The following is a 19,308-nucleotide window of genomic DNA, read 5'->3' on the forward strand; positions in this document are numbered from 1 at the left end:
ATTGCAAAATAAGGCATCGAATAAGGCGTGGTTTTAGAAGAAGTTGTAATTTCTCCAAAAAGCTTGAAAACCATTTTAAAGCCTTCGACTTAACTTTCTTTTACATCAATAATGGCTTCATTTAATGTCAGCATACTTTTTAAAACACCACCAATTTTTATACATTCAGTTAATTAAAATGATCCAAAAATCAATTTTTCAAACTTTAACTATTTATAATATATAAAAATTAAATCCCTATTTCTTGGGATTGGCATTGAGAATAATTTAAGCCAAAATACATCTGTATATTAATTACTCTCAGGATAAGATTTCTTTGGCCTCATTTTTGCCCGCACCCGTATTATTGGTGCAACCTTATCCACCACCGCTCTCTTCCAATCTTGATCTTGCATTGCTACAGCTCGGTTATCAACCAGATATGCTGTCCTATACCGCTCATCTGTCTGCTCAATCCCATATTGAACAGTATCTTCCCAATCTAGTGTTATATGAGATTCATGAGAAAGCCCAACTTAAGAATCTTAATGTAATTCAAGCACGAATCCAGATTCCTCATCTGATTGCAGTTTTACCTGATGATTCACCTGAAATGATCGATTTATTCTTGTCATTTGGCGTGGATCGATATCTGATTGCTTCGCATCCTGTTTCGAAAATAGTAACAAGCCTGAAAATTATCCTACGTGGTGACTCCGATCTACATCCTGAATTAGCCCGTTATTTAGTGAGTCAGAAAACAAAGATACATCTTTTAAATCAGACTGAGGTACAAATTTTAAAGTATTTCAGCCAAGACCTGACTTTGGCCGAAATTCAAAACAGATTAAGTCTGCACGATTACCAGATTTATGCCGCTATTCGCAGAATCTATCAAAAACTCGCGAATCCATTTATCCATTCTCAAAATTGATAAAATATAAAAAAGGCTGAATTATCAGCCTTTTTAGTTTGTTTGAGTTATTTAAAGGTTTCCAATAAAGTACGCTGTGCATTATGTGGTTGTTCACCTTCAGCGACTTGAGCACGCACCCAGTTTCCATCTCCCTGTAACAACCAGGCCTGTTGATTGTCTTTCAGGTAATTTAATAAACCTTGCTGGTAAATACGTTTCTTTAATACTTCATCTTCGATCGGGAAACAGGCTTCTACACGATTAAACAGGTTGCGATCCATCCAGTCTGCGCTTGAGCAATAAATACGAGAATTACCATTATTACTAAAATAAAATACGCGCGTATGTTCCAGGAAACGGCCGACGATTGAACGTACCCGAATATTCTCTGAAAGTCCCGGCAAGCCTGGACGTAGACAACAAATCGAGCGGATAATAAGATCAATCTGTACACCTGCTTGAGAAGCTTCATAAAGTTTGTTGATCAGTTGCAGTTCAGTTAAAGCATTGACCTTCACGATAATCTGGGCTTTCTTGCCCGCTTTGGCATTGGCAATTTCATTATCAATATAATTGATCAGCTGGGCATGCAAGGTAAATGGTGCATGGAGCAGCTTTTTCAGCTTGGCCATTTTCCCCATTCCGGTCAATTCCTGGAAGATACGATGCACATCTTCACACAGATCTTTGTCCGTGGTTAACAAACCATAGTCGGTATAAATCCGTGCATTGCCCGCATGATAGTTCCCGGTACCCAGATGTACATAACGCACCAACTTGTTATTTTCTCGGCGTACCACCAGAATCATTTTGGCATGGGTTTTATAGCCAACAATGCCATAGACCACGACAGCCCCCGCTTCTTGCAGCACATTGGCAACTGCAATATTGGATTCTTCATCAAAACGTGCACGCAGCTCGATAACGGCAGTAACTTCTTTCCCGTTACGGGCCGCCTCTGCCAGCACCTGCACGATCTCGGAATCTGGACCACTACGGTACAATGTTTGCTTGATTGCCAGTACCTGAGGGTCACGTGCCGCTTCACGTAATAGCGTAATCACGGGTGCAAAAGATTCAAATGGATGATGTAGCAAAATATCCTGCTTCTGCATGGCACTGAAAACATTTTCAGATTTTTTCAGTACTTTAGGCAGAATTGGCGTATGTGAATCATAACGTAAATGTGGACGTTTGAAGTTGGAAAGTAACCGCGCCAGATTAACCGGTCCTGCCACTTTATAAAGCTGTTCTTCATCCAGATCAAATTCTTCCAGCAGATATTCATAAATATGCTGCGGACAATTTTCGGTGACTTCCAGACGAACCGCACGACCAAAACGGCGCGAACTCAATTCGCCTTTTAAGGCTTTGGCCAGGTCTTCAACATCTTCATTTAAGGCCAGATCGGCATTTCGGGTGACACGGAACTGATAACAGCCGGTCGCGGTCATGCCTGGGAACAGGTCAGACACATGTTCATGAATGATGGCGGATAACATTACATGATGTTCTTTACCATCAGTGAGTTCGTCCGGTAAACGTACCACACGCGGCAATGAACGTGGCGCAGGAACAACTGCAAGATCAATCTGACGGCCAAAGGCATCTTTCCCTTCGAGCGTCACAATAAAGTTCAAGGATTTGTTGACCAATCGTGGGAATGGATGGGCCGGATCAAGGCTAATAGGCGTAAGAACTGGAGCAACCTGCTCCTGAAAATATTTTTTCACCCAGGCCGATTGTGCTGGTGTTAGCTCTCCACGGCGCAGGAAGCAGATATCTTCCTCACGCAGTTTTGGTAAAATCTCTTCATTTAAAATACGGTACTGGCGTTCAATGGCGGCATGCGCAGTTTCGGCAATCTGTTCTAATACTTGTTTTGGCGTCAAACCATCTGGACTGCGACTTTCATTGCCCAAATCCAGTTGTTCCATGACGCCAGCCACACGAATTTCAAAAAACTCATCCAGATTACGTGAAAAAATCAACAGAAAGTTCATGCGTTCCAACAAAGGATGCAAAGGATCGACCGCCTGTTCCAGCACTCGCAAATGGAAATCCAGAATAGACAGTTCACGATTAATGTAACGATCATTATAAGTATATTCGGTTGGTACTGAAGTCGTACTGGCTGCCGTATTCATATCAAACCTACGCTATTTTCAAGTCTTGCTTATTGCTTTTAGTATGCTTCAAATTAATGACATTTTCATAAAAAAAGCCCAAATATTTGGGCTTTATCTTGATATTTTTACTTAAGGGATTTCGGCATAGCGCATATAACGTTGAATCATGCGTTTACGTGCTTTTAGTGCCGATGCATTACGATGATCTTCAAAATATTTTGGATTGGTGAGAATCGCTGCCAGGAAGATGGCCTGATCACGGGTCAGGCTCTTAGCGGTCTTACCGAAATAATGTTTGGCTGCTGCTTCTGCCCCATAAATATTATCTCCAAACTCGATCGAGTTTAAATACACTTCCAGAATACGCTCTTTAGACCACATGCGTTCCATCATCCAGGTCGCAACAGCTTCCTGACCTTTACGCAGGAATGAACGCTTGTTAACGAGGAACAGGTTTTTAGCCAGCTGCTGGGAAATGGTTGATCCCCCTGCTACAACACGGCCTTCATTCTTGTTACGGCTGAGTGCAGTCTGAATACCATCCCAGTCAAAGCCATGATGGTGCATGAATTTTCCATCTTCTGCCGTAACAACTGCCCGCTTCAGATTGGTACTGATTTCATCATAAGGACGCCACTGATGTTGAATAGGTGTGGAGGGTTCAGTCCAATAATCGATCCGCATCATCATGGTGGTATTCACCGGATTGGTCCGCCACCAAGCCAAGCTTGCAAAAATCCATAGTTGAACAAGTAGAATCACACTGACAATCACGAGAAGGGTACGGGTCAGAAAGGCTTTCATGTCAGTGCGTTACTCCTGAAAATTCAATTTTTCGTGTTAAGCTTATTCGAAATATACAATCACAGCAAAAAAATAGCATGCCTGAATATTCTCCCCCAACAACACATCGCAAACTGGAAATGCAGCTCTGGTGGATGACCGCACTCNNAGTTCTCCAGATGCCATTCGCTGGGGAGCAGATTATGCACCTTTAACGTATTTAGCGGAACCCATACGCCTGTTTAGTAGCATGTTTTTTCATTTTGGCTTAATTCACCTGATGTTGAATATGTGGGCACTGTATATTTTTGGTAGTGTCGCTGAACAAATTTTTGGCCGGGTCTATTTTACAGGTCTTTATATTTGTGCCGGCCTGATGGGCAGTTTACTCAGTGGTTATATGAGCATCCAGGACAGCTATGCCTTAATCGAAGGCGGTGTAGCCAATCCTGGCTTATTGCCGGGTGTTAGTGCGGGTGCTTCGGGTGCAGTCATGGGTCTCGGTGCCTCACTGACTGTTCTGTCTTTACTGCCGATGTTGCCCCGTCAGCCTTTTATTCTGGATAAAAAGACACTGGTAATGATCATGGGCCTTAACCTGGCGATGGGCTTTATGATTAGCGGAATTAACAATGCCGCACATATTGGCGGCATGATCATGGGGGCCGGACTAACAGCGCTCTGGTATCTCGGTCAGAAAATGCAGCGTGGCCTTTGGGTCAGTCTGGTTGCTTTACTGCTCGGCGTCGCTGCCTGTGTCGTACTGTATCAACATAACCTGGCCCTGCTTGAACCGATCCGCCCGCTCTGGCAGGAAATTTTACAAATGCTACAACAGCAGTTGGCGGATCAGCCTGCAAGATAAATCTTATTGATTCATCTCACGCAGGCTTTGCAAGGGCGGAATTTCGGAAAGATAACTCAGACGATAACGCCCAATCAAGGTACATACCACAGTCATAAACACAGGTAGGATAATCCAGATTTCCCAATGGGGCTGGATGATCAGATCCATCTTATAGCTGGCAATGGCGCTGATCACTTCTGCAAACAGACATGAAACAATACCTGCGAATAGTCCGATAAAACCGATTTCCAGACTCATCATGGTTTTCAGCTTCTGTTTGGAACTACCAAAAGACCGAAGCAAAGCCACTTCACGTTTACGTTCATCCATGAGCAGGTTTAGACAGGCCATCAGTACCAGAAAACCGGATACGCTGACCAGCACAGCCAGAATGGTAATGATCTGCACCAGTACATTCACAATCCGTTTGATTTCTTCCAGAATCAGGCTGACATCAATAAATACCGTATTGGAAAACCGCTGAACCAGATTCACCAGTTTATCTTTATCTGTTTCCGGTACATAGAAGCTGCCCAAATAACTGCCAGCATTAGCATCCATGGTATTTGGTGCAAAGATAAAGAAGAAGTTTGGACTAAAACTTTCCCACTCTACTGTTCTGAGGTTCACCACCTTGGCCTCAAGTATGCCTTCAGGCAAGCTAAAACTGAGCTTATCCCCCAGTTTGATGCCCAGCTCTTGTGCAGTATTGGCTTCGACCGAAACTTCACCCGGCTGTTTCAATCCTGCCTCCCCTTGCACAATGACATTATCCTGAGGATAGCGGTCCGATTGAGTCAGATTCAGTTCACGTCTTAAGGTATTACTCTGCTTGACCAGTTCAGCAGCAAAAGGATGATCATTTTTCGCCACCAGACGCCCGCGAATATTGGGATACAAGGGTGTACTTTTCCAGCCATTCTGTTCTAACTGAGCTTTTAAGTCAGGCATGTCAAAAGGCGGCAGACCATAGACAAACTGGTTGGGTGTCCCTTCCGGCAACTGTTGCTGCCAGCGATCAAGCAGGTCGGTACGTAGCACAGCCAGCACACTGATCAAGCTGAGTCCAAGGGCTAAAGCAGTAATTTGTAAAGCGGTCTGATACGGTGTCCGCACATACGCAGACAGGTTGAATTTCAGATTACGCAGCAGTTTTAAGATACTCCAGACCGTGAAATACAGTACGGCACAGAGCAGGATAATCGCCCCGATCACCCAAGCTGTCAGCACAATATTTTCCGTTAAAATCACACTGAAAATAATCAGACTTAAGGTTCCGGTCAGTAACATCCACAACATCGAATGGACAGATTTTTCCTGCTGACGAATGACCCGAATCGGAGGGGTATTCAAGAGCTGAAACAGACTTGGCATGACAAAGCCCAATAACACCACAGCACTGGTCAGCATGGCAATTGGCAATGGTCCCAGCAGCATCGCCGTAGCAGAAAACTCAAGCTGCAAGTTTGGAATCAGCTGTAGCATAAGTTGCAATAAGCCATAACCCAATGCTACACCTATTACGCTACCAATCAGCATGGCGATTAAAAGCACTAAACCTAGCAAAGCCAGATAAGCGGCCAGAATCTGATTTTTGGTCGCGCCAATACAGCGCATCAGGGCAATATGATCCTGATTCTGCTGCACATAACGCTGCGCAGTTAAAGCAATGGCAATCCCGCATAACAAAATGGTGAGAATATTGGCCAGTTGCAAAAAAGTATCCAGATTGGCAATTGGTTTCATTAAACGGGTATTGCCTTCGCTGGCATTACGTAAGCGCAGACTGCCCTGCTGTTCCAGTTCTTGTCTCTCAACCCCAGCATCTGCTTCATCTGAAGTTCCATTTTCAGATTTTATCTTCTGCTTGAACCAGGTTTCATATTGCCGGGTATCGGCTGGATTACCCGCCATTAATAAACGGTAATCAATCCGGCTACCGACCTGAATCGCATTGGTGCGCGCCACTTCTGACTGAGCAATAATTACAGTCGGCGAAAAGCCAGAAAAACCGAGCTCCTGATTCGAATCCTGCTCGATTTTTGCAGTAACCTTAAATTTGGCATCGGCAATATTCAGTTCATCACCCAGTTTGACCTTGAGTAGATCCATGGCCCGTGAACTCAGCCAGATTTCCCCCGCTTGGATTTGGTCTGCTGCAGGTTGAACCCGTAGCTCTCCTCGCAATGGAAAAGCCTGATCAATGGCCTTAACATTCACCATGACAAACTGATCATTGGTATAAGCCATCGTACTGAAAAATGTGACTTCGGATTGCTGTAAATCTAGCTGCCTGGCCTGATCACGCCATTCCTGTGCCAATGGTTCATTATCAGATAGCACCAGATCTCCAGCCAGCATTTCAGCTGCCTGTAAAGCAACGGCGTTCTGAATCTGTTCATTACTGAACTTTAGTGCCGTTGTGGCACTAATCGCTAAGGCCAGCGCGATGATTAGCAGATAAATTCCTGTCGTATTAAAACTTTGTCTGAGTAAAGGACGAAACAGATGCTGCATATCAGCCTCCACTCGCATGTTCAATCAACTGACCATTGACCAGTTCAAAATGACGCTGGCATTGNNAACTGAAAGAGCAGCTGTTCGATTTCTTGGGCAGTTTCCCCGTCCAGATTACCTGTCGGTTCATCAGCAAAAATGATTTTGGGCTCACTGACCAGTGCACGGGCAATGGCGACACGTTGCTGTTCTCCACCCGACAACACTTTGGGCGTTTGCTGAGCCTGACGGTCTAATCCGACCTTTTGTAGCAATGCCAGCGCCTTTTGTTCGGCATGGCTATATTTAAAATATGGCTGTAAACGTAAAGGCAGCATGACATTTTCAAGCGCAGTAAGATGAGGCAAAAGCTGGAAAGACTGAAATACAAAGCCAATATTTTTTAGCCGGACTAAAGCGCGCTGTTCTTCATTCAGGCTCGATACCAGCTCCCCACAAACCATTAACTGCCCGGCACTGGCCTGATCCAAAGTGGCCAAAATGCCTAGTAAAGTCGACTTTCCTGAACCGGAACGTCCGGTAATGGCGACCTGTTCTCCAGTCAAAATTTCCAGCGAAAGATCTTCAAAAATAGTCAGTTGTTTTTGTGAAAGTTGTATCTTTTGTGTCAATTTCTGGGCAGAAATAATCGCTTGTGGCATGATGGTCGAATCGTTGCTGCTTTGAATCATACGTGTCCTATATGAAAGATCTAAATCAGAAAAATCGTGTATTGCCTTGCCTGCTATTCTTTGGACTGTGCCTGATTCCTTTTAGTCTGTCGGCAAAGACCATTATGATTCTGGGTGACAGTATAAGTGCTGGTTATGGCATGCAACCACAGCAAGGTTGGGTACATTTATTACAAAAACGTTTGGACCAACACTATCCGAAACAGCATAAAGTGGTCAATGCAAGTGTGAGCGGTGAAACCACCAGTGGTGCCTTGGCAAGGCTACCGAAACTGCTACAGACACATCGTCCAGATATTGTGGTGATTGAGCTGGGCGGGAATGATGGCCTGCGTGGGCAGCCACCCCAAATGATTCAAAAAAATTTAGCAGCTCTGGTACAGCAGAGCCAGAAAGCCAAGGCGAATGTTATTGTTTTTGGAATGAAAATGCCGCCAAATTATGGTCAGGCATATAGCAAGGCTTTTGAAAATAACTATAAGGTGGTCAGTCAGCAGTATAAGGTCAAACTACTACCCTTCTTTATGCAAGGCGTCGCTGGCAATAAAGGCCTAATGCAACAGGATCAGATCCACCCTAATGCCAAAGCCCAGACTATTTTATTAAATAATGCTTATCCTTATATTAAAGGCGCCCTCTAAGGCGCCTTTAACTGAATCAAATCTTGAAATTTTCTTAGAAGTCAAAGAAAGTCACTTCACCAGTTTCCAGTGAATATTCTGCACCAATCACCTGTAACTTACCTTTAGCAATCAGGCTTTCCAGAACTGCAGAACCATGACGTAATTGGTTTACTGAAGCAAACACATTAGAGCGTACTGCATGTTTAGACAGTTTATTTAGGTCATCTTTCAGTTCAGTCTGCATTAGAATTTCAACTGATGGACGTACACGGTTCACGATTGACATCAGATTTGCAGATGGCGGTGTTGCCGGATTGGTTAATGCTTCAATTGTTGAATGAATAGCGCCACAATGCGTATGACCCAAGACAATTACAATCGGACAGCCAAAGCTTTCTGCTGCGAATTCGACACTGCCGACTTGAGACGGTGCAACAATATTACCTGCTACCCGAATGACAAACAGATCACCCAGCCCCTGGTCAAAGACCATTTCTGCAGGTACACGTGAATCTGAACATCCTAAAACAATAGCAAATGGTTCCTGACTTTCTGCCATCTCAGCACGTTGCTGATGCGATAATAATTTTAAATGCTGCGTTTCACCATTGACAAAGCGCTGGTTACCCTTTTTAAGACGATCTATAGCTTCCTGAGCTGTGAGCATTCTTTTTTACCATCGATGTTTTTAGTGGGAATATCTTACTGCTAGATTTTTTGAATGTCACTTGCAAAAAAAATTAGCTGTAAAATTTTTAGCNNAGCTAATAATTAACAGATGTACAATATTAAGGAATGCTTTAAAATAAGTGAAAGATTACGATTTGATTCATCTATAAATTGCAAATCGATAACACGGAAGTATTTTGAGCGTTTTTGCTCAGTTTTTTCAGGGGACAGTGCTAATGAAGAAAATAATAAAATTGCGCTCAAAAATTATCTATTCCACTTTAGTCGCTCTAGGTCTTAGCCTATCTAGCCTGAGCCATAGCCAATATCTGTTTACGCCGCCGAAAGCCAAGTCTGCCGAAGTTTTACAGCTGTATCTGAGCCAGCAACGCATTCAGGCGGGTCTACAATCTAAAACTCTAAAAGTCGGTGATGTGACCTGGAGTTATAGTGAAGGCGGGGCAAAAAACAAACCCTCGATTATCCTGATTCATGGTCTGGCAGGCACACGCGACAACTGGAACCGCGTCGCCCAGTTTTTGACCCCGTATTATCATGTCATCATTCCAGATTTGCCGAGCAATGGCGATACCCGGGTTCCAGCAGATTTTGACTTGTCTGTCCCCAATGTCACATCGCAATTACGTACCTTTGTCGAAACCCTGAAGATTGAAAAAAATCTGCATGTCGCCGGTCATTCTCTAGGCGGCTCAATTGCGACAGTTTATGCATCCCAATACCCTTTCGATACCCAAAGCCTGTTTCTAGTGAATAGTGCCGGCATCTATAAAATGGGAAATACGCCTTATACCAAAGACCCGCATGCACTCAAAGACCTGATTGTTAGTAAACCTGGTGATCTGGAAGATGTCTCCAAACAGCTAATGCAGAATCCGCCAGCGATGCCTTACCAGCTTAGACATGCACAGGAAAAATTGCTGATTGCCCGTTCTGAGCAAACCAGCAAATCGATTGATCAGGTGGTGATGCTTAACCGGTTGTATACGCCTGATACCTTTGCCCGTCTGACCCGTACAGTGGAAGCCCCGACCTTAATTCTATGGGGAAAACAGGACCGGATTATTAATGTCGAAGTGGTGAAAGAGCTATATTCACTGCTAAAACGTGCCGAAACTCCAGTGATTTTAAATAATGTTGGTCATATGCCGATTCTGGAAGCAGAAAAACAGGTCGCCCAACATTATTTGCCTTTCCTGGCCAAGACACAGACCCTAAAAAATCCACTAGCTGATAAACTCATTCCTTTCAATTAAGTTTCAGAGAAGTTATGCAGAAACACCCGATGATTGAGCAGTTGATTGATGCTCAACTTGATTTTCTTGATCAGGTATTTTCTCAATCTGAAACCATTCGAAGCGAGTTTCATGAGTTTTATCTCTGGTTGCGCAAGCAGACGCTTAAAGATCTGTGGAGCTGTGAACTGATCAATCAGCTGCTACAAAAGCAGATTCTGGATACTGCTGCCAGTTCTTTTCTGATTGAGCAGATTACCGAACATATCCGGTTCGCACTGGTTCATCCAGCCAATGATACGACCAAAATTGCAGATGTCATTCCGGTACTGACCATTGATAAAATTGCACAATATGTGGCCAGCAAAAGTGGTCATCGTCAGCGCCTGATCAAAGCGGTGGTGAATAATCCTGCTTTTTCAGCCATGATTACGCAACTGATCCAGCATTCGATTCAGGATTATCTGGATAATTCTGTGATTACCAAGAGTGTTCCGGGCGTTTCCCGCTTCATGAAAATGGGAAAATCTGTTCTGGAAAATGTCACTGATACCAGTCTGGACAACACGGTCGCCCGTTATCTTCAAAAAAATATTTTAAAACTCAGCCAGATGAGTGAGCATGTGCTGAACCAGCACTTTGATGATGACAAGCTGTACCATTTTCAGGCCAATCTTTGGCATAAGATTAAAGACATGCCACTGTCCGTGCTTAAAAACTATATTGAAACCCAGGATCTGAACCAGACGGTGAGTTTAGGGCACGAGATCTGGGATCATATGCGCCAGACGGAATATATACAGCAGCAACTGCATGACGGGGTTTATACCTGGTATGTACGCAATCAGGAACATACCTTTGATCAGTTATTACGAGATCTGAATATTGATGAAGCATTGATTCAACATGAATTGAATGAATTGCTGATACCGATTATTCAGCAGATGATTCATCAGGGCTATTTGCGTGAACGTGCCCGTGCTTATCTGGAAAAATTCTACTATGCAGAAAATACTTTAAAAATTTTAAAGATTGAAGACTAAAAAAAGCCGCTCGAGAGCGGCTTTTTCATATCTATGAATTAGAATTTGATATTCATACCCACGGTGTATCTACGACCATCAAGTACAATGTCATAATCGCCATTGGTAATTTCTTTATTGGCAATGTTATAAATACCAGCAGTCAAACTTAAGTTATCTGTCGCTTTAAAGACTGCACCGGCATCAAAAGTACCATATCCCGGTGTCCCATTATCCATAGAAGTACGGCTTAAATAATCACTGGTTTTGCCACGGTAATTATAGTCCAGCCAGGTCGTCCAGGTATCTGAAACATCATAATTCAGACCGACATTCAGCATATGTTTTGGCATTTTATTCAAAGGCTGGCCTTTAAATTCGCCACTTTTTTGCTCAGTTTTTGTATAAGTATAACTTGTACTCGCGTGAAGATTATCCAGTACATCATAGTCTAATGTGAATTCAGCACCTTTCATTTCTGCATCGGAAACGTTTTTCATTTGGCTAACAAATCGATATGGCTTGCCATTTGCCGAACATTTCCATTCTTCTACAGGAGAACTATTTGTTGTTCCTGGCGTGTCACATAAACGATCTTCAACAATTTTATCTTTAAAATCAGATTTAAAGACCATTAAACTGCTTGTTAAGCCAAGTTCAGGAGCCGAATAGTTAAATCCGAATTCATAGCTCGTGCTTTTTTCTGGAGACAAATCAGGGTTACCAATGATGACAGCACTGCCTTTTCCTGTTCTGCTACCAAAACCTTCTGAAATTTGGCTAATCGTTGGTTGCTTATAGCCTGTACTTACACCACCTTTCAAAGTTATAACATCTGTTAAATGATAAACACCATAGACACGCGGTGTAATTTCACCACCAAAGTATTCATCTTTATTGTAGCGGGCGCCCACAGTTAAAGCGAAATCATCGGTAATGCTCCACTCATTTTCTGCATATAAAGCAAATAACCAACGGTCGAGTGAAGTGACCCCAGTAATATCGGCTAGACCATTTGTGGTATCAGTGATTTTTTCTTTTTGATATTGACCACCCACTGTTAATGCATGGTTACCCAAAAAGAATGAGCCTTGTGTATTAAAGACTTTTAATTCTTCATTTTTTTCGTCAGCAACGGCACCACTATAAACTTTTTTAGTTGTTTCATCTTGATAGTATGAATCAAGGGTAAAATTATCGTAACGTGCTTTATGCGTTAAGGTATATAGATTTTTCTCATTTTCATTGATAGAGGCTTGAGTGGCAACATCCACACTTTTACCCAGTGTTGTGGTGTACTGCTGCCCTGTAAAATCATATCTCAAACCAATATCGTTATGTTCATCGATATTCCAAACCAGTTCAGTACCGAGCTTTCTAACTTTCTTCTCAGACTCACTTGAACCAGATTTTTGCCCTTCTCCACCGACAAAGTCACTTTCGTCATTCCCCTGGAAGTTACCATCTATACTTAAAGATAATTTATCTTGAATTAATGGGCCTGTGACATACATGCTGACGCCATAACTATCATTTGCATAATCATTATCAGACTTCGTATATTCAGGAGAAATACTTCCATGCCAATTACTAGCAGACGCTTTTTTAGTAATAATGTTAATTACCCCCCCCATAGCATCTGAACCATAAAGTGATGACATTGGACCACGTACGACTTCGATCCGTTCAATCATGTCAATTGGTGGTAAATATGCACCAATTTTCCCACCATCTGTACCATTACCATTCACTGCTCTACCGGCACTAATTGGTCTGCCATCAACAAGGTATTTCGTGTAGGTTGCACCCATACCTCGGATTGTAATCTCTTTATTATTGCCACCGCCTTGTACAGAAACACCTGGCATATTTTTTACAGCATCAATTACATCTGTATATGATTTTTTTTGTAATTCTTCCGCGGTAATGACTGAAATAGAAGCAGGTGCATCTGCAATATTTTGTTCAAAACCGCCCGCTGTGGTTACCACAATGGTCTGCAATTTAGTAGCTTCAGTCTGTAATGCTGCTTTTTGTTCTTCAGTTACCTGGTCTTGTGCTTGTACTGAAACAGCTAATGCTGAAAGCACTGCAAAGGCCAAAGTCGATTTCATAAACGGCTTACTCATATTCGAAGGTGCCCCAAAAGTTGATTTATGAAGAAATATTGCTGGAATTGTGACGCATTGTAACAAAAGTAATTACAAATACAATCACTATTGATAATTATTATCACTATCAAATACAAATAAAAAAATACCCCGATTATTCGAGGTATTTCTTACAAGCTAAATTTTATTAGAGACTTATTTGAAATAAGCACCTTCAGCTTGGGTATGGTCAGTCTGGTCAACGACACGTGCCAACTCAGGAATGTGCTGTTTCAAGGTTGTTTCAACACCTTGTTTTAAAGTCACATCAATTGCTGAACAGCCTTGGCAACCGCCACCAAATTTAAGAACCGCAGTTAAGCCATGCTCAGGATCTTCAACCACTTCAACCAGTGCACAGTTACCACCATGACCTGCCAGACCTGGGTTAATTTCTGACTGAAGCACATAAGTAATACGTTCTTCTACAGAGGCATCAGGACCCACACGTGGCACTTTAGAATTTGGTGCACGGAAAGTCAGCTGACCACCAAAACGGTCTTTATTGTAGTCAATAACTGCATCTAGCAAGTATGGAATTGACGGAGAGTCTATATAGGCCGGAAAATCTGGATATTCCTGCTTATAGTCTGTAGGTACAACCTCATCAGGTGCACTATAAGCCATGCAACATTCAGCGCGCGGTGTACCCGGATTTTCTACAAACACACGTACGCCAATACCTGGTGTATTCTGTTTGTCCAATAGATCCTTTAAATACTCTTGTGCTGTCGGTGTAATCAAAAGATTTGGAATTTCTTCTGCAACCGGAGTGTTGCTGTTCTCAGTCGACATAACAATAATTTCCTCAAGCTGAAGCTGCTATTTTAACTGAAGATGCGGGGTAATTATAAAAATTCAACCAAAATTGTCGGATTTATTATAAAAGTCGCACTTTAGATTTGTTTTAATGGCATGATCATTGTCAAATAGATAGGACCAGAATTACTTATATGCTTGATTTACCTTTTAATCATACTGCCACTATTATTCTGATCACCTGTATTGTTTCTTTTATTGCTTTTTCAAAAGAAACGGTAATGAATCGTCTGATTTTCTGGCCGCCTGCCATGCAACGTGGTCAATATGACCGTTTCATTACCCATGGTTTTATCCATGCAGATGGCACGCATTTACTGTTCAATATGATCACGCTGTTCTTTTTCGGCAGCATTATTGAAAGTTTTTATCGCCAGTATTTATATGATCTGGGCTTTATTCTGTTTTATCTTGGTGGTCTGGTTGCAGCGATTTTGCCAAGTTATCTGAAACATAAAAATGATGCGCGCTGGGCCAGCTTGGGTGCTTCCGGTGCAGTATCCGCGGTTTTGTTCGCTTATATTCTGTTTGAACCATGGAAGCTGATTTTCGTGTTCTTTATTCCAGTCCCTGCGATTATTTTTGCTGTTTTATATGTGGCTTATAGTATCTGGTCGGGCAAACGCGGCAACAGTAATATCAATCACAGTGCCCATCTGTGGGGTGCAGCTTATGGTGTGGTGATGACCATTATTCTGGAACCACGACTTATTCCGCATTTCCTGAATAAACTAACTCAAATCCCCTTCTAAAGTTTTAAATGATTAAGGGATAGCCATTATCCCTTTTTTAATTATTCACATATGAAAATGATTTTCATTTCTATAAATTATGCTAATCTTGTCGCGAATTTAGAGGAATAAACATGAAATTTAAGACTTTAGCACTTGTCACAATATTAGGACTGACAACTTCTTTTACAGTTTCTGCACAGGTCACTTTCGACTATAAAGACCAAAATATTCAACTTAAAAAAGCTCCGAAAAAGATCGCAGTATATGACCTATCTGCACTGGATACCTTGAATGCACTAGGGCTTGAAGCTCAGCTGGTGCCTGCAGCAAGCTTTGCAAGCAATTTAAGCAAATACCAGCAGGGCAAATTCACCAAAGCTGGTTCACTGTTCGAACCGGATCTCAATGTACTAAAAACTGCTAAACCTGACCTGATTATTGTCGGTGGCCGTTCGGCTTCTAAAGCAGAGGCTGTTAAAGGTATTGCTCCGACTTTAGATCTTTCACCAGATACTAGCCAATATATTGCCGATCTGACGGAACGTGCCCATGTCTTGGCACGTGCATTTGGTAAAGAGAAAATTGCTACTGAAAAGCTTAGTAAAATCGCAACGCTGCAGCAACAACTGAAAAAGCAGACTGAAGGCAAAACTGCACTGATGCTGTTTGCAGTCGGTGAAAATTTTATGCCACATGCAGAAAATGACCGTTTTGGCTTTGTTTATGAATTAGCAGGTTTTAAACCGGTATTGGACCCCTCTGAACAGTCAAATGCACCCCGTCCAGAAGTAGGCTCTCCGGAAGCATTGAAAGCAGCGGAGAAAAATGTTCAGCGTATTACAACAGCCGTTGAGAAGAATCCGGATTACATCATTGTCCTGGATCGTGGTGCAGTGAATACCCAGAAATACACCGCTCAGGATAATATTCAGAAACACCCTGCCCTAAAAAATGCCAAAGCCTTGGCAGAGAAAAAAGTGATCTATGTGAATGCTGATGCTTGGTACATCACTGGTGCGGGTTTGGACAATACCGCTTTCATGTTGGAAGAACTGATCAAAGGCACAGCGAATTAATTTTTAATCCATTACGGCTTTGTTGCACAAAGATTTAAAAGTTAAGACTTCTCATATCTACTCAAATTTAAGTGACAACTCGGGTATGTGGTCTGCCTAAGTCCGTAAATTTATTTAATACTGCCATACGTGCATGAATCTCATTGACTTGGCTTTGAAAATTTCTCGCACTGAGTTTATCCCCTAATAATTTGATGCAATGCCTCTTGGTTTCCACCAAACTGCGGCGATGATAGCCTGACCATTTCTTCCAAATAGTTCTTCCTAAACGTTTAACTGTTCGAAGCAACTCATTGCGTTCTAGCGAGCCCATCTTTTTATCTTTCCATGGCTTCGCATTTTTTCTTGGTGGAATCACTGCATGTGCTTGCCGATCCGCAATGACCTGTCGGCACTGTTTGGTATCATAAGCTCCATCGGTATAGACGGAGTCAACTCTCTCATCTTGTGGAATCTGATCGAGTAAATCACCAAGTACCTGTGAATCACTCACATTGTTGGTTGTGAGCTGAACAGCGCGTATTTGTAAGGTTTTAGCATCTATACCAATATGTAATTTACGCCATTGGCGACGATATTCAGGCTGATGTTTTTTACGCTTCCATTCACCCTCACCTAAGAATTTCAGACCTGTAGAGTCAACGATTAGATACAGTCCATCACAACTTTTTTGATAGCTAATCACAATATCAATATGCTGTTGTCGTCTACAAATTGTAGTGTAGTCTGGCGCTATCCAATTTAACCCACAAAGATGGATGAGACTTTGAACAAAGCCAGTGACCATGCGTAAAGACAATCGAAAGAGAGATTTAATCATTAGGCAGCATTGGATAGCTGCGTCGGAGTAAGTTTGATTTCGTCCTTGTTTGCCTTTTGATGGGGCATACCATTGCGTAGCAGGATCAAACCAAATGGCAATATTTCCACGATTAATGAGAGCTCGGTTATATGAAGACCAATTGGTTGTGCGATAAATTTTAGGTGTCGACTTATTCATTTGAAAATTATATTGTGGAATAAGCCTTTAGAGATAGGTTTGTGCAACAAAGCCATCCATTACTAAAAAGGAAGTTTCGAGCTTCCTTTTTCCTTGAAACATCTCGTAATAAATTAACGCTCAAGACTGGAATTTAATGCCAACCCAGGAAGCAACTTAGCAGCGATAATGTATACATCTGTATATTAATTGCTGTAAGTCGCGAGATATTTTGCATGTCCACTTCCCTAGACGGTCTTCAATTTCCCATTTCTGCTTCACAACAAAAACCAAGCACATCGAAAATCGGCCGTAACATTATTTCTGAAGCCTTAGGCGCAGTCGATCCTGTACATGCTACTGCAGCACAACAGGAAAAGAACTGGCGTAAGCAATATCCACTACACTTTAAACATCTGGTTGAAGGTGGATTACGCTCTGCGGGTGCAGCATTGAGTATTGCCAAGCAAGGTCTGGAAACCGCACATGCTAGCTTTGAGTTTTATCGTGATGGCCAGAAGCATCTACTAAAAGATGTGATGTCTCTGCCTGCTCAGAACCTGAATACTTTCCAGCTGAAAGGCCAGTCTGAAAAAGCCCCAGAATGGTATGTGCCTTACCATGGCAAAAAGCTGCAAGGACAAGCATTACTGGATCAGATCCAGTCTTGGGAAGAGCGTGGCATTGTCGAGCCAAGTCATGCCAATGCCCTGCGTGAATGTATTGCCCATCCGGAATGGTTTGACCTATCCGATCGTACCACTGTTCTATTTGGGGCTGCTTCTGAAGCAGGTCCACTGACCTGGCTGTCGAAATGGAAAGCCAATATCGTCGCAATTGACCTGCCGAATACCCGTGTCTGGGGCAAAATTCTGGATACAGTAAGTCAAGGCAACGCCACTTTATATGCACCATCAGTTGAAGCGCTGCCAACTGATACTTCACTGGAAGTTTTAAAAGAAAAACTGGGGGCTAACCTGCTCACCCAGATTCCTGAAATTGCCCAATGGCTGATTCAGTTCAAACAGGATCTGGATCTCGCGGCAATTGCTTATCTGGACGGTGAAAAGCACGTCCGTGTTTCTATGGCGATGGATGCCATTATGAAATATGTCAGTGAGCAGAAAGCCAATACCAGCCTAATGTATATGTGCACCCCGACGGATGTATATGCAGTTCCAGAAGAAGTGGTGCAGGCTTCACAAAGCAAATACCAACAGCTGTCAAAACTGGAAAGTACGTTAACCAAAGGCATTTCACTGATTTCACGCAAGCATTTTTTCCAGAAGAATGAGCAGGATCTGTTTAAGGTTGGCGACAAGTCCTATGGTGTTTGCGACTGTTTGGTCGTTGAGCAAGGTCCAAACTATGCACTGGCTAAACGCATCCAGCAATGGCGTGCAACATTGGCTCGTGCCAACGGGCAGCAAGTGAGCATCAATATCGCTCCTTCAACAACGACTTATTCAGTGACCAAGAATCCACTGCTGAAAGCTGCGTTTAATGGTGCCAGCCTGTTTGATGTAGAAGCGTTTGCACCTGAAACCACTAATGCGATTATGGCAGCCCTGTGGATTCATGACTTACGCAACTCTGAGTCTGTTGCAAACCCTGATGTACAACTCAATCACCCACTTGAATTGATGATGTCAGGCGCGAATCATGGCGGTTTATGGCGTGTGGCTTATCTGGCACGTACTGCTCTACCATTTGCCGCGCTTTATGGTTTTGCAACGGATAAACTGCCGAAGGGATTGTTGGGTAAGTTGAAGAAGTAATTTTTTCTGAAATAAAGATGAAATCAATTTTATTGGTCAGGCGACATGGATGTCTCCATTAGGCTGTCTTGCGTATCTTTCACAAGCAGTGCTTGTAAAGATACTCAGGAAGTATCATCAGCCTAACAAAAGATTTTTGTTACCTTGCGAAGTGCACTTCTCATCTTTCAAAAGTAAGACTAAGAAATACTCATTTTTTACATTTAGTTGAAATTAGCTATTAATCTCTCTATTGAAAGTACTTTTAGCCTTCTGATTACCCTCACCCCCTTGCGCAGCAATGCTACTCATCCCATAGGGAGAGGGAACATCCCTTATATTTCTAAAAGCCATGAGATAATAAGAAGTCTCTCATTTTCAGAA

The 19,308-nt window shown here is 42.6% G+C and carries 14 protein-coding genes and 3 pseudogenes; 9 read left to right on the forward strand and 8 right to left on the reverse strand.

Annotated elements, in window-relative coordinates; all coding sequences use genetic code 11:
* Together B3J29_RS09845 and B3J29_RS09850 are read left to right on the forward strand one after the other, a co-directional pair.
* Nucleotides 1-125: pseudogene (locus tag B3J29_RS09845) on the forward strand (IS1 family transposase); the annotation flags it as partial.
* Nucleotides 126-316: 191 nt separating this feature from the next.
* The gene (locus B3J29_RS09850) at nt 317-913 is read left to right on the forward strand and encodes a helix-turn-helix transcriptional regulator (protein ID WP_286965201.1); all 597 of its coding nucleotides are present in this window, start codon (nt 317-319) and stop codon (nt 911-913) included.
* Between the two features lie 47 nt (nt 914-960).
* Here the strand turns inward: B3J29_RS09850 and ppk1 are convergent, their stop codons facing one another.
* Both ppk1 and mtgA read right to left on the reverse strand, forming a co-directional pair.
* Entirely contained in the window at nt 961-3,042 is a 2,082-nt protein-coding gene (gene ppk1, locus B3J29_RS09855; protein WP_286965203.1) for a polyphosphate kinase 1, read from the reverse strand.
* Between the two features lie 111 nt (nt 3,043-3,153).
* On the reverse strand, nt 3,154-3,828 hold the full coding sequence (gene mtgA, locus B3J29_RS09860; RefSeq protein ID WP_286965205.1) for a monofunctional biosynthetic peptidoglycan transglycosylase: 675 nt from the start codon (nt 3,826-3,828) through the stop codon (nt 3,154-3,156).
* A 77-nt stretch (nt 3,829-3,905) separates the two neighbouring features.
* On the opposite strand from mtgA, the pseudogene B3J29_RS09865 reads away from it, so the two are divergent.
* Nucleotides 3,906-4,672 (forward strand): annotated as a pseudogene (locus tag B3J29_RS09865) (rhomboid family intramembrane serine protease).
* Between the two features lie 3 nt (nt 4,673-4,675).
* On the opposite strand, the gene B3J29_RS09870 reads toward B3J29_RS09865, so the two are convergent.
* Both B3J29_RS09870 and B3J29_RS09875 read right to left on the reverse strand, forming a co-directional pair.
* Complete coding sequence (locus B3J29_RS09870; RefSeq protein ID WP_286965206.1) at nt 4,676-7,171, reverse strand: ABC transporter permease; 2,496 nt, start codon at nt 7,169-7,171, stop codon at nt 4,676-4,678.
* Nucleotide 7,172: 1 nt separating this feature from the next.
* Nucleotides 7,173-7,842 (reverse strand): annotated as a pseudogene (locus B3J29_RS09875) (ABC transporter ATP-binding protein).
* Between the two features lie 11 nt (nt 7,843-7,853).
* Here B3J29_RS09875 and B3J29_RS09880 point away from each other — a divergent pair.
* Nucleotides 7,854-8,483 carry an arylesterase gene (locus B3J29_RS09880; RefSeq protein ID WP_286965210.1) on the forward strand — a complete coding sequence of 210 codons (630 nt, stop codon included), beginning with the start codon at nt 7,854-7,856 and terminating at the stop codon, nt 8,481-8,483.
* Between the two features lie 34 nt (nt 8,484-8,517).
* Here the strand turns inward: B3J29_RS09880 and B3J29_RS09885 are convergent, their stop codons facing one another.
* Nucleotides 8,518-9,132: a carbonic anhydrase gene (locus B3J29_RS09885; RefSeq protein WP_004783034.1), complete on the reverse strand. Its 615-nt coding sequence runs from the start codon at nt 9,130-9,132 to the stop codon at nt 8,518-8,520.
* Between the two features lie 238 nt (nt 9,133-9,370).
* On the opposite strand from B3J29_RS09885, the gene B3J29_RS09890 reads away from it, so the two are divergent.
* Both B3J29_RS09890 and B3J29_RS09895 read left to right on the forward strand, forming a co-directional pair.
* A complete protein-coding gene (locus B3J29_RS09890; RefSeq protein WP_286965212.1) occupies nt 9,371-10,408 on the forward strand; it encodes an alpha/beta fold hydrolase in 1,038 nt (345 codons plus the stop codon).
* 14 nt (nt 10,409-10,422) lie between these two features.
* Nucleotides 10,423-11,430, forward strand: coding sequence for a hypothetical protein (locus B3J29_RS09895; protein WP_286965214.1), 1,008 nt, complete (start codon nt 10,423-10,425; stop codon nt 11,428-11,430).
* A gap of 38 nt (nt 11,431-11,468) precedes the next feature.
* On the opposite strand, the gene B3J29_RS09900 is transcribed toward B3J29_RS09895, so the two are convergent.
* Both B3J29_RS09900 and nfuA read right to left on the reverse strand, forming a co-directional pair.
* Nucleotides 11,469-13,523 carry a TonB-dependent receptor domain-containing protein gene (locus B3J29_RS09900; RefSeq protein WP_286965216.1) on the reverse strand — a complete coding sequence of 685 codons (2,055 nt, stop codon included), beginning with the start codon at nt 13,521-13,523 and terminating at the stop codon, nt 11,469-11,471.
* 192 nt (nt 13,524-13,715) lie between these two features.
* Entirely contained in the window at nt 13,716-14,354 is a 639-nt protein-coding gene (gene nfuA / locus B3J29_RS09905; protein ID WP_004783039.1) for a Fe-S biogenesis protein NfuA, read from the reverse strand.
* A 158-nt stretch (nt 14,355-14,512) separates the two neighbouring features.
* Between nfuA and B3J29_RS09910 the strand changes: the two genes are divergently transcribed.
* Nucleotides 14,513-15,130, forward strand: a complete 618-nt coding sequence (locus B3J29_RS09910; protein ID WP_286965218.1) for a rhomboid family intramembrane serine protease — start codon at nt 14,513-14,515, stop codon at nt 15,128-15,130.
* A gap of 113 nt (nt 15,131-15,243) precedes the next feature.
* Nucleotides 15,244-16,188: an ABC transporter substrate-binding protein gene (locus tag B3J29_RS09915; RefSeq protein ID WP_286965219.1), complete on the forward strand. Its 945-nt coding sequence runs from the start codon at nt 15,244-15,246 to the stop codon at nt 16,186-16,188.
* A gap of 67 nt (nt 16,189-16,255) precedes the next feature.
* On the opposite strand, the gene B3J29_RS09920 is transcribed toward B3J29_RS09915, so the two are convergent.
* Complete coding sequence (locus B3J29_RS09920) at nt 16,256-17,188, reverse strand: IS5-like element ISAba13 family transposase (RefSeq protein WP_286965221.1); 933 nt, start codon at nt 17,186-17,188, stop codon at nt 16,256-16,258.
* A 215-nt stretch (nt 17,189-17,403) separates the two neighbouring features.
* On the opposite strand from B3J29_RS09920, the gene B3J29_RS09925 reads away from it, so the two are divergent.
* Complete coding sequence (locus B3J29_RS09925; RefSeq protein ID WP_286965223.1) at nt 17,404-18,945, forward strand: hypothetical protein; 1,542 nt, start codon at nt 17,404-17,406, stop codon at nt 18,943-18,945.
* Nucleotides 18,946-19,308 lie beyond the last annotated feature (363 nt).

The organism is Acinetobacter sp. UBA5984 (assembly GCF_002429925.1).
GTDB classification, from domain to species: Bacteria; Pseudomonadota; Gammaproteobacteria; order Pseudomonadales; family Moraxellaceae; genus Acinetobacter; species Acinetobacter variabilis.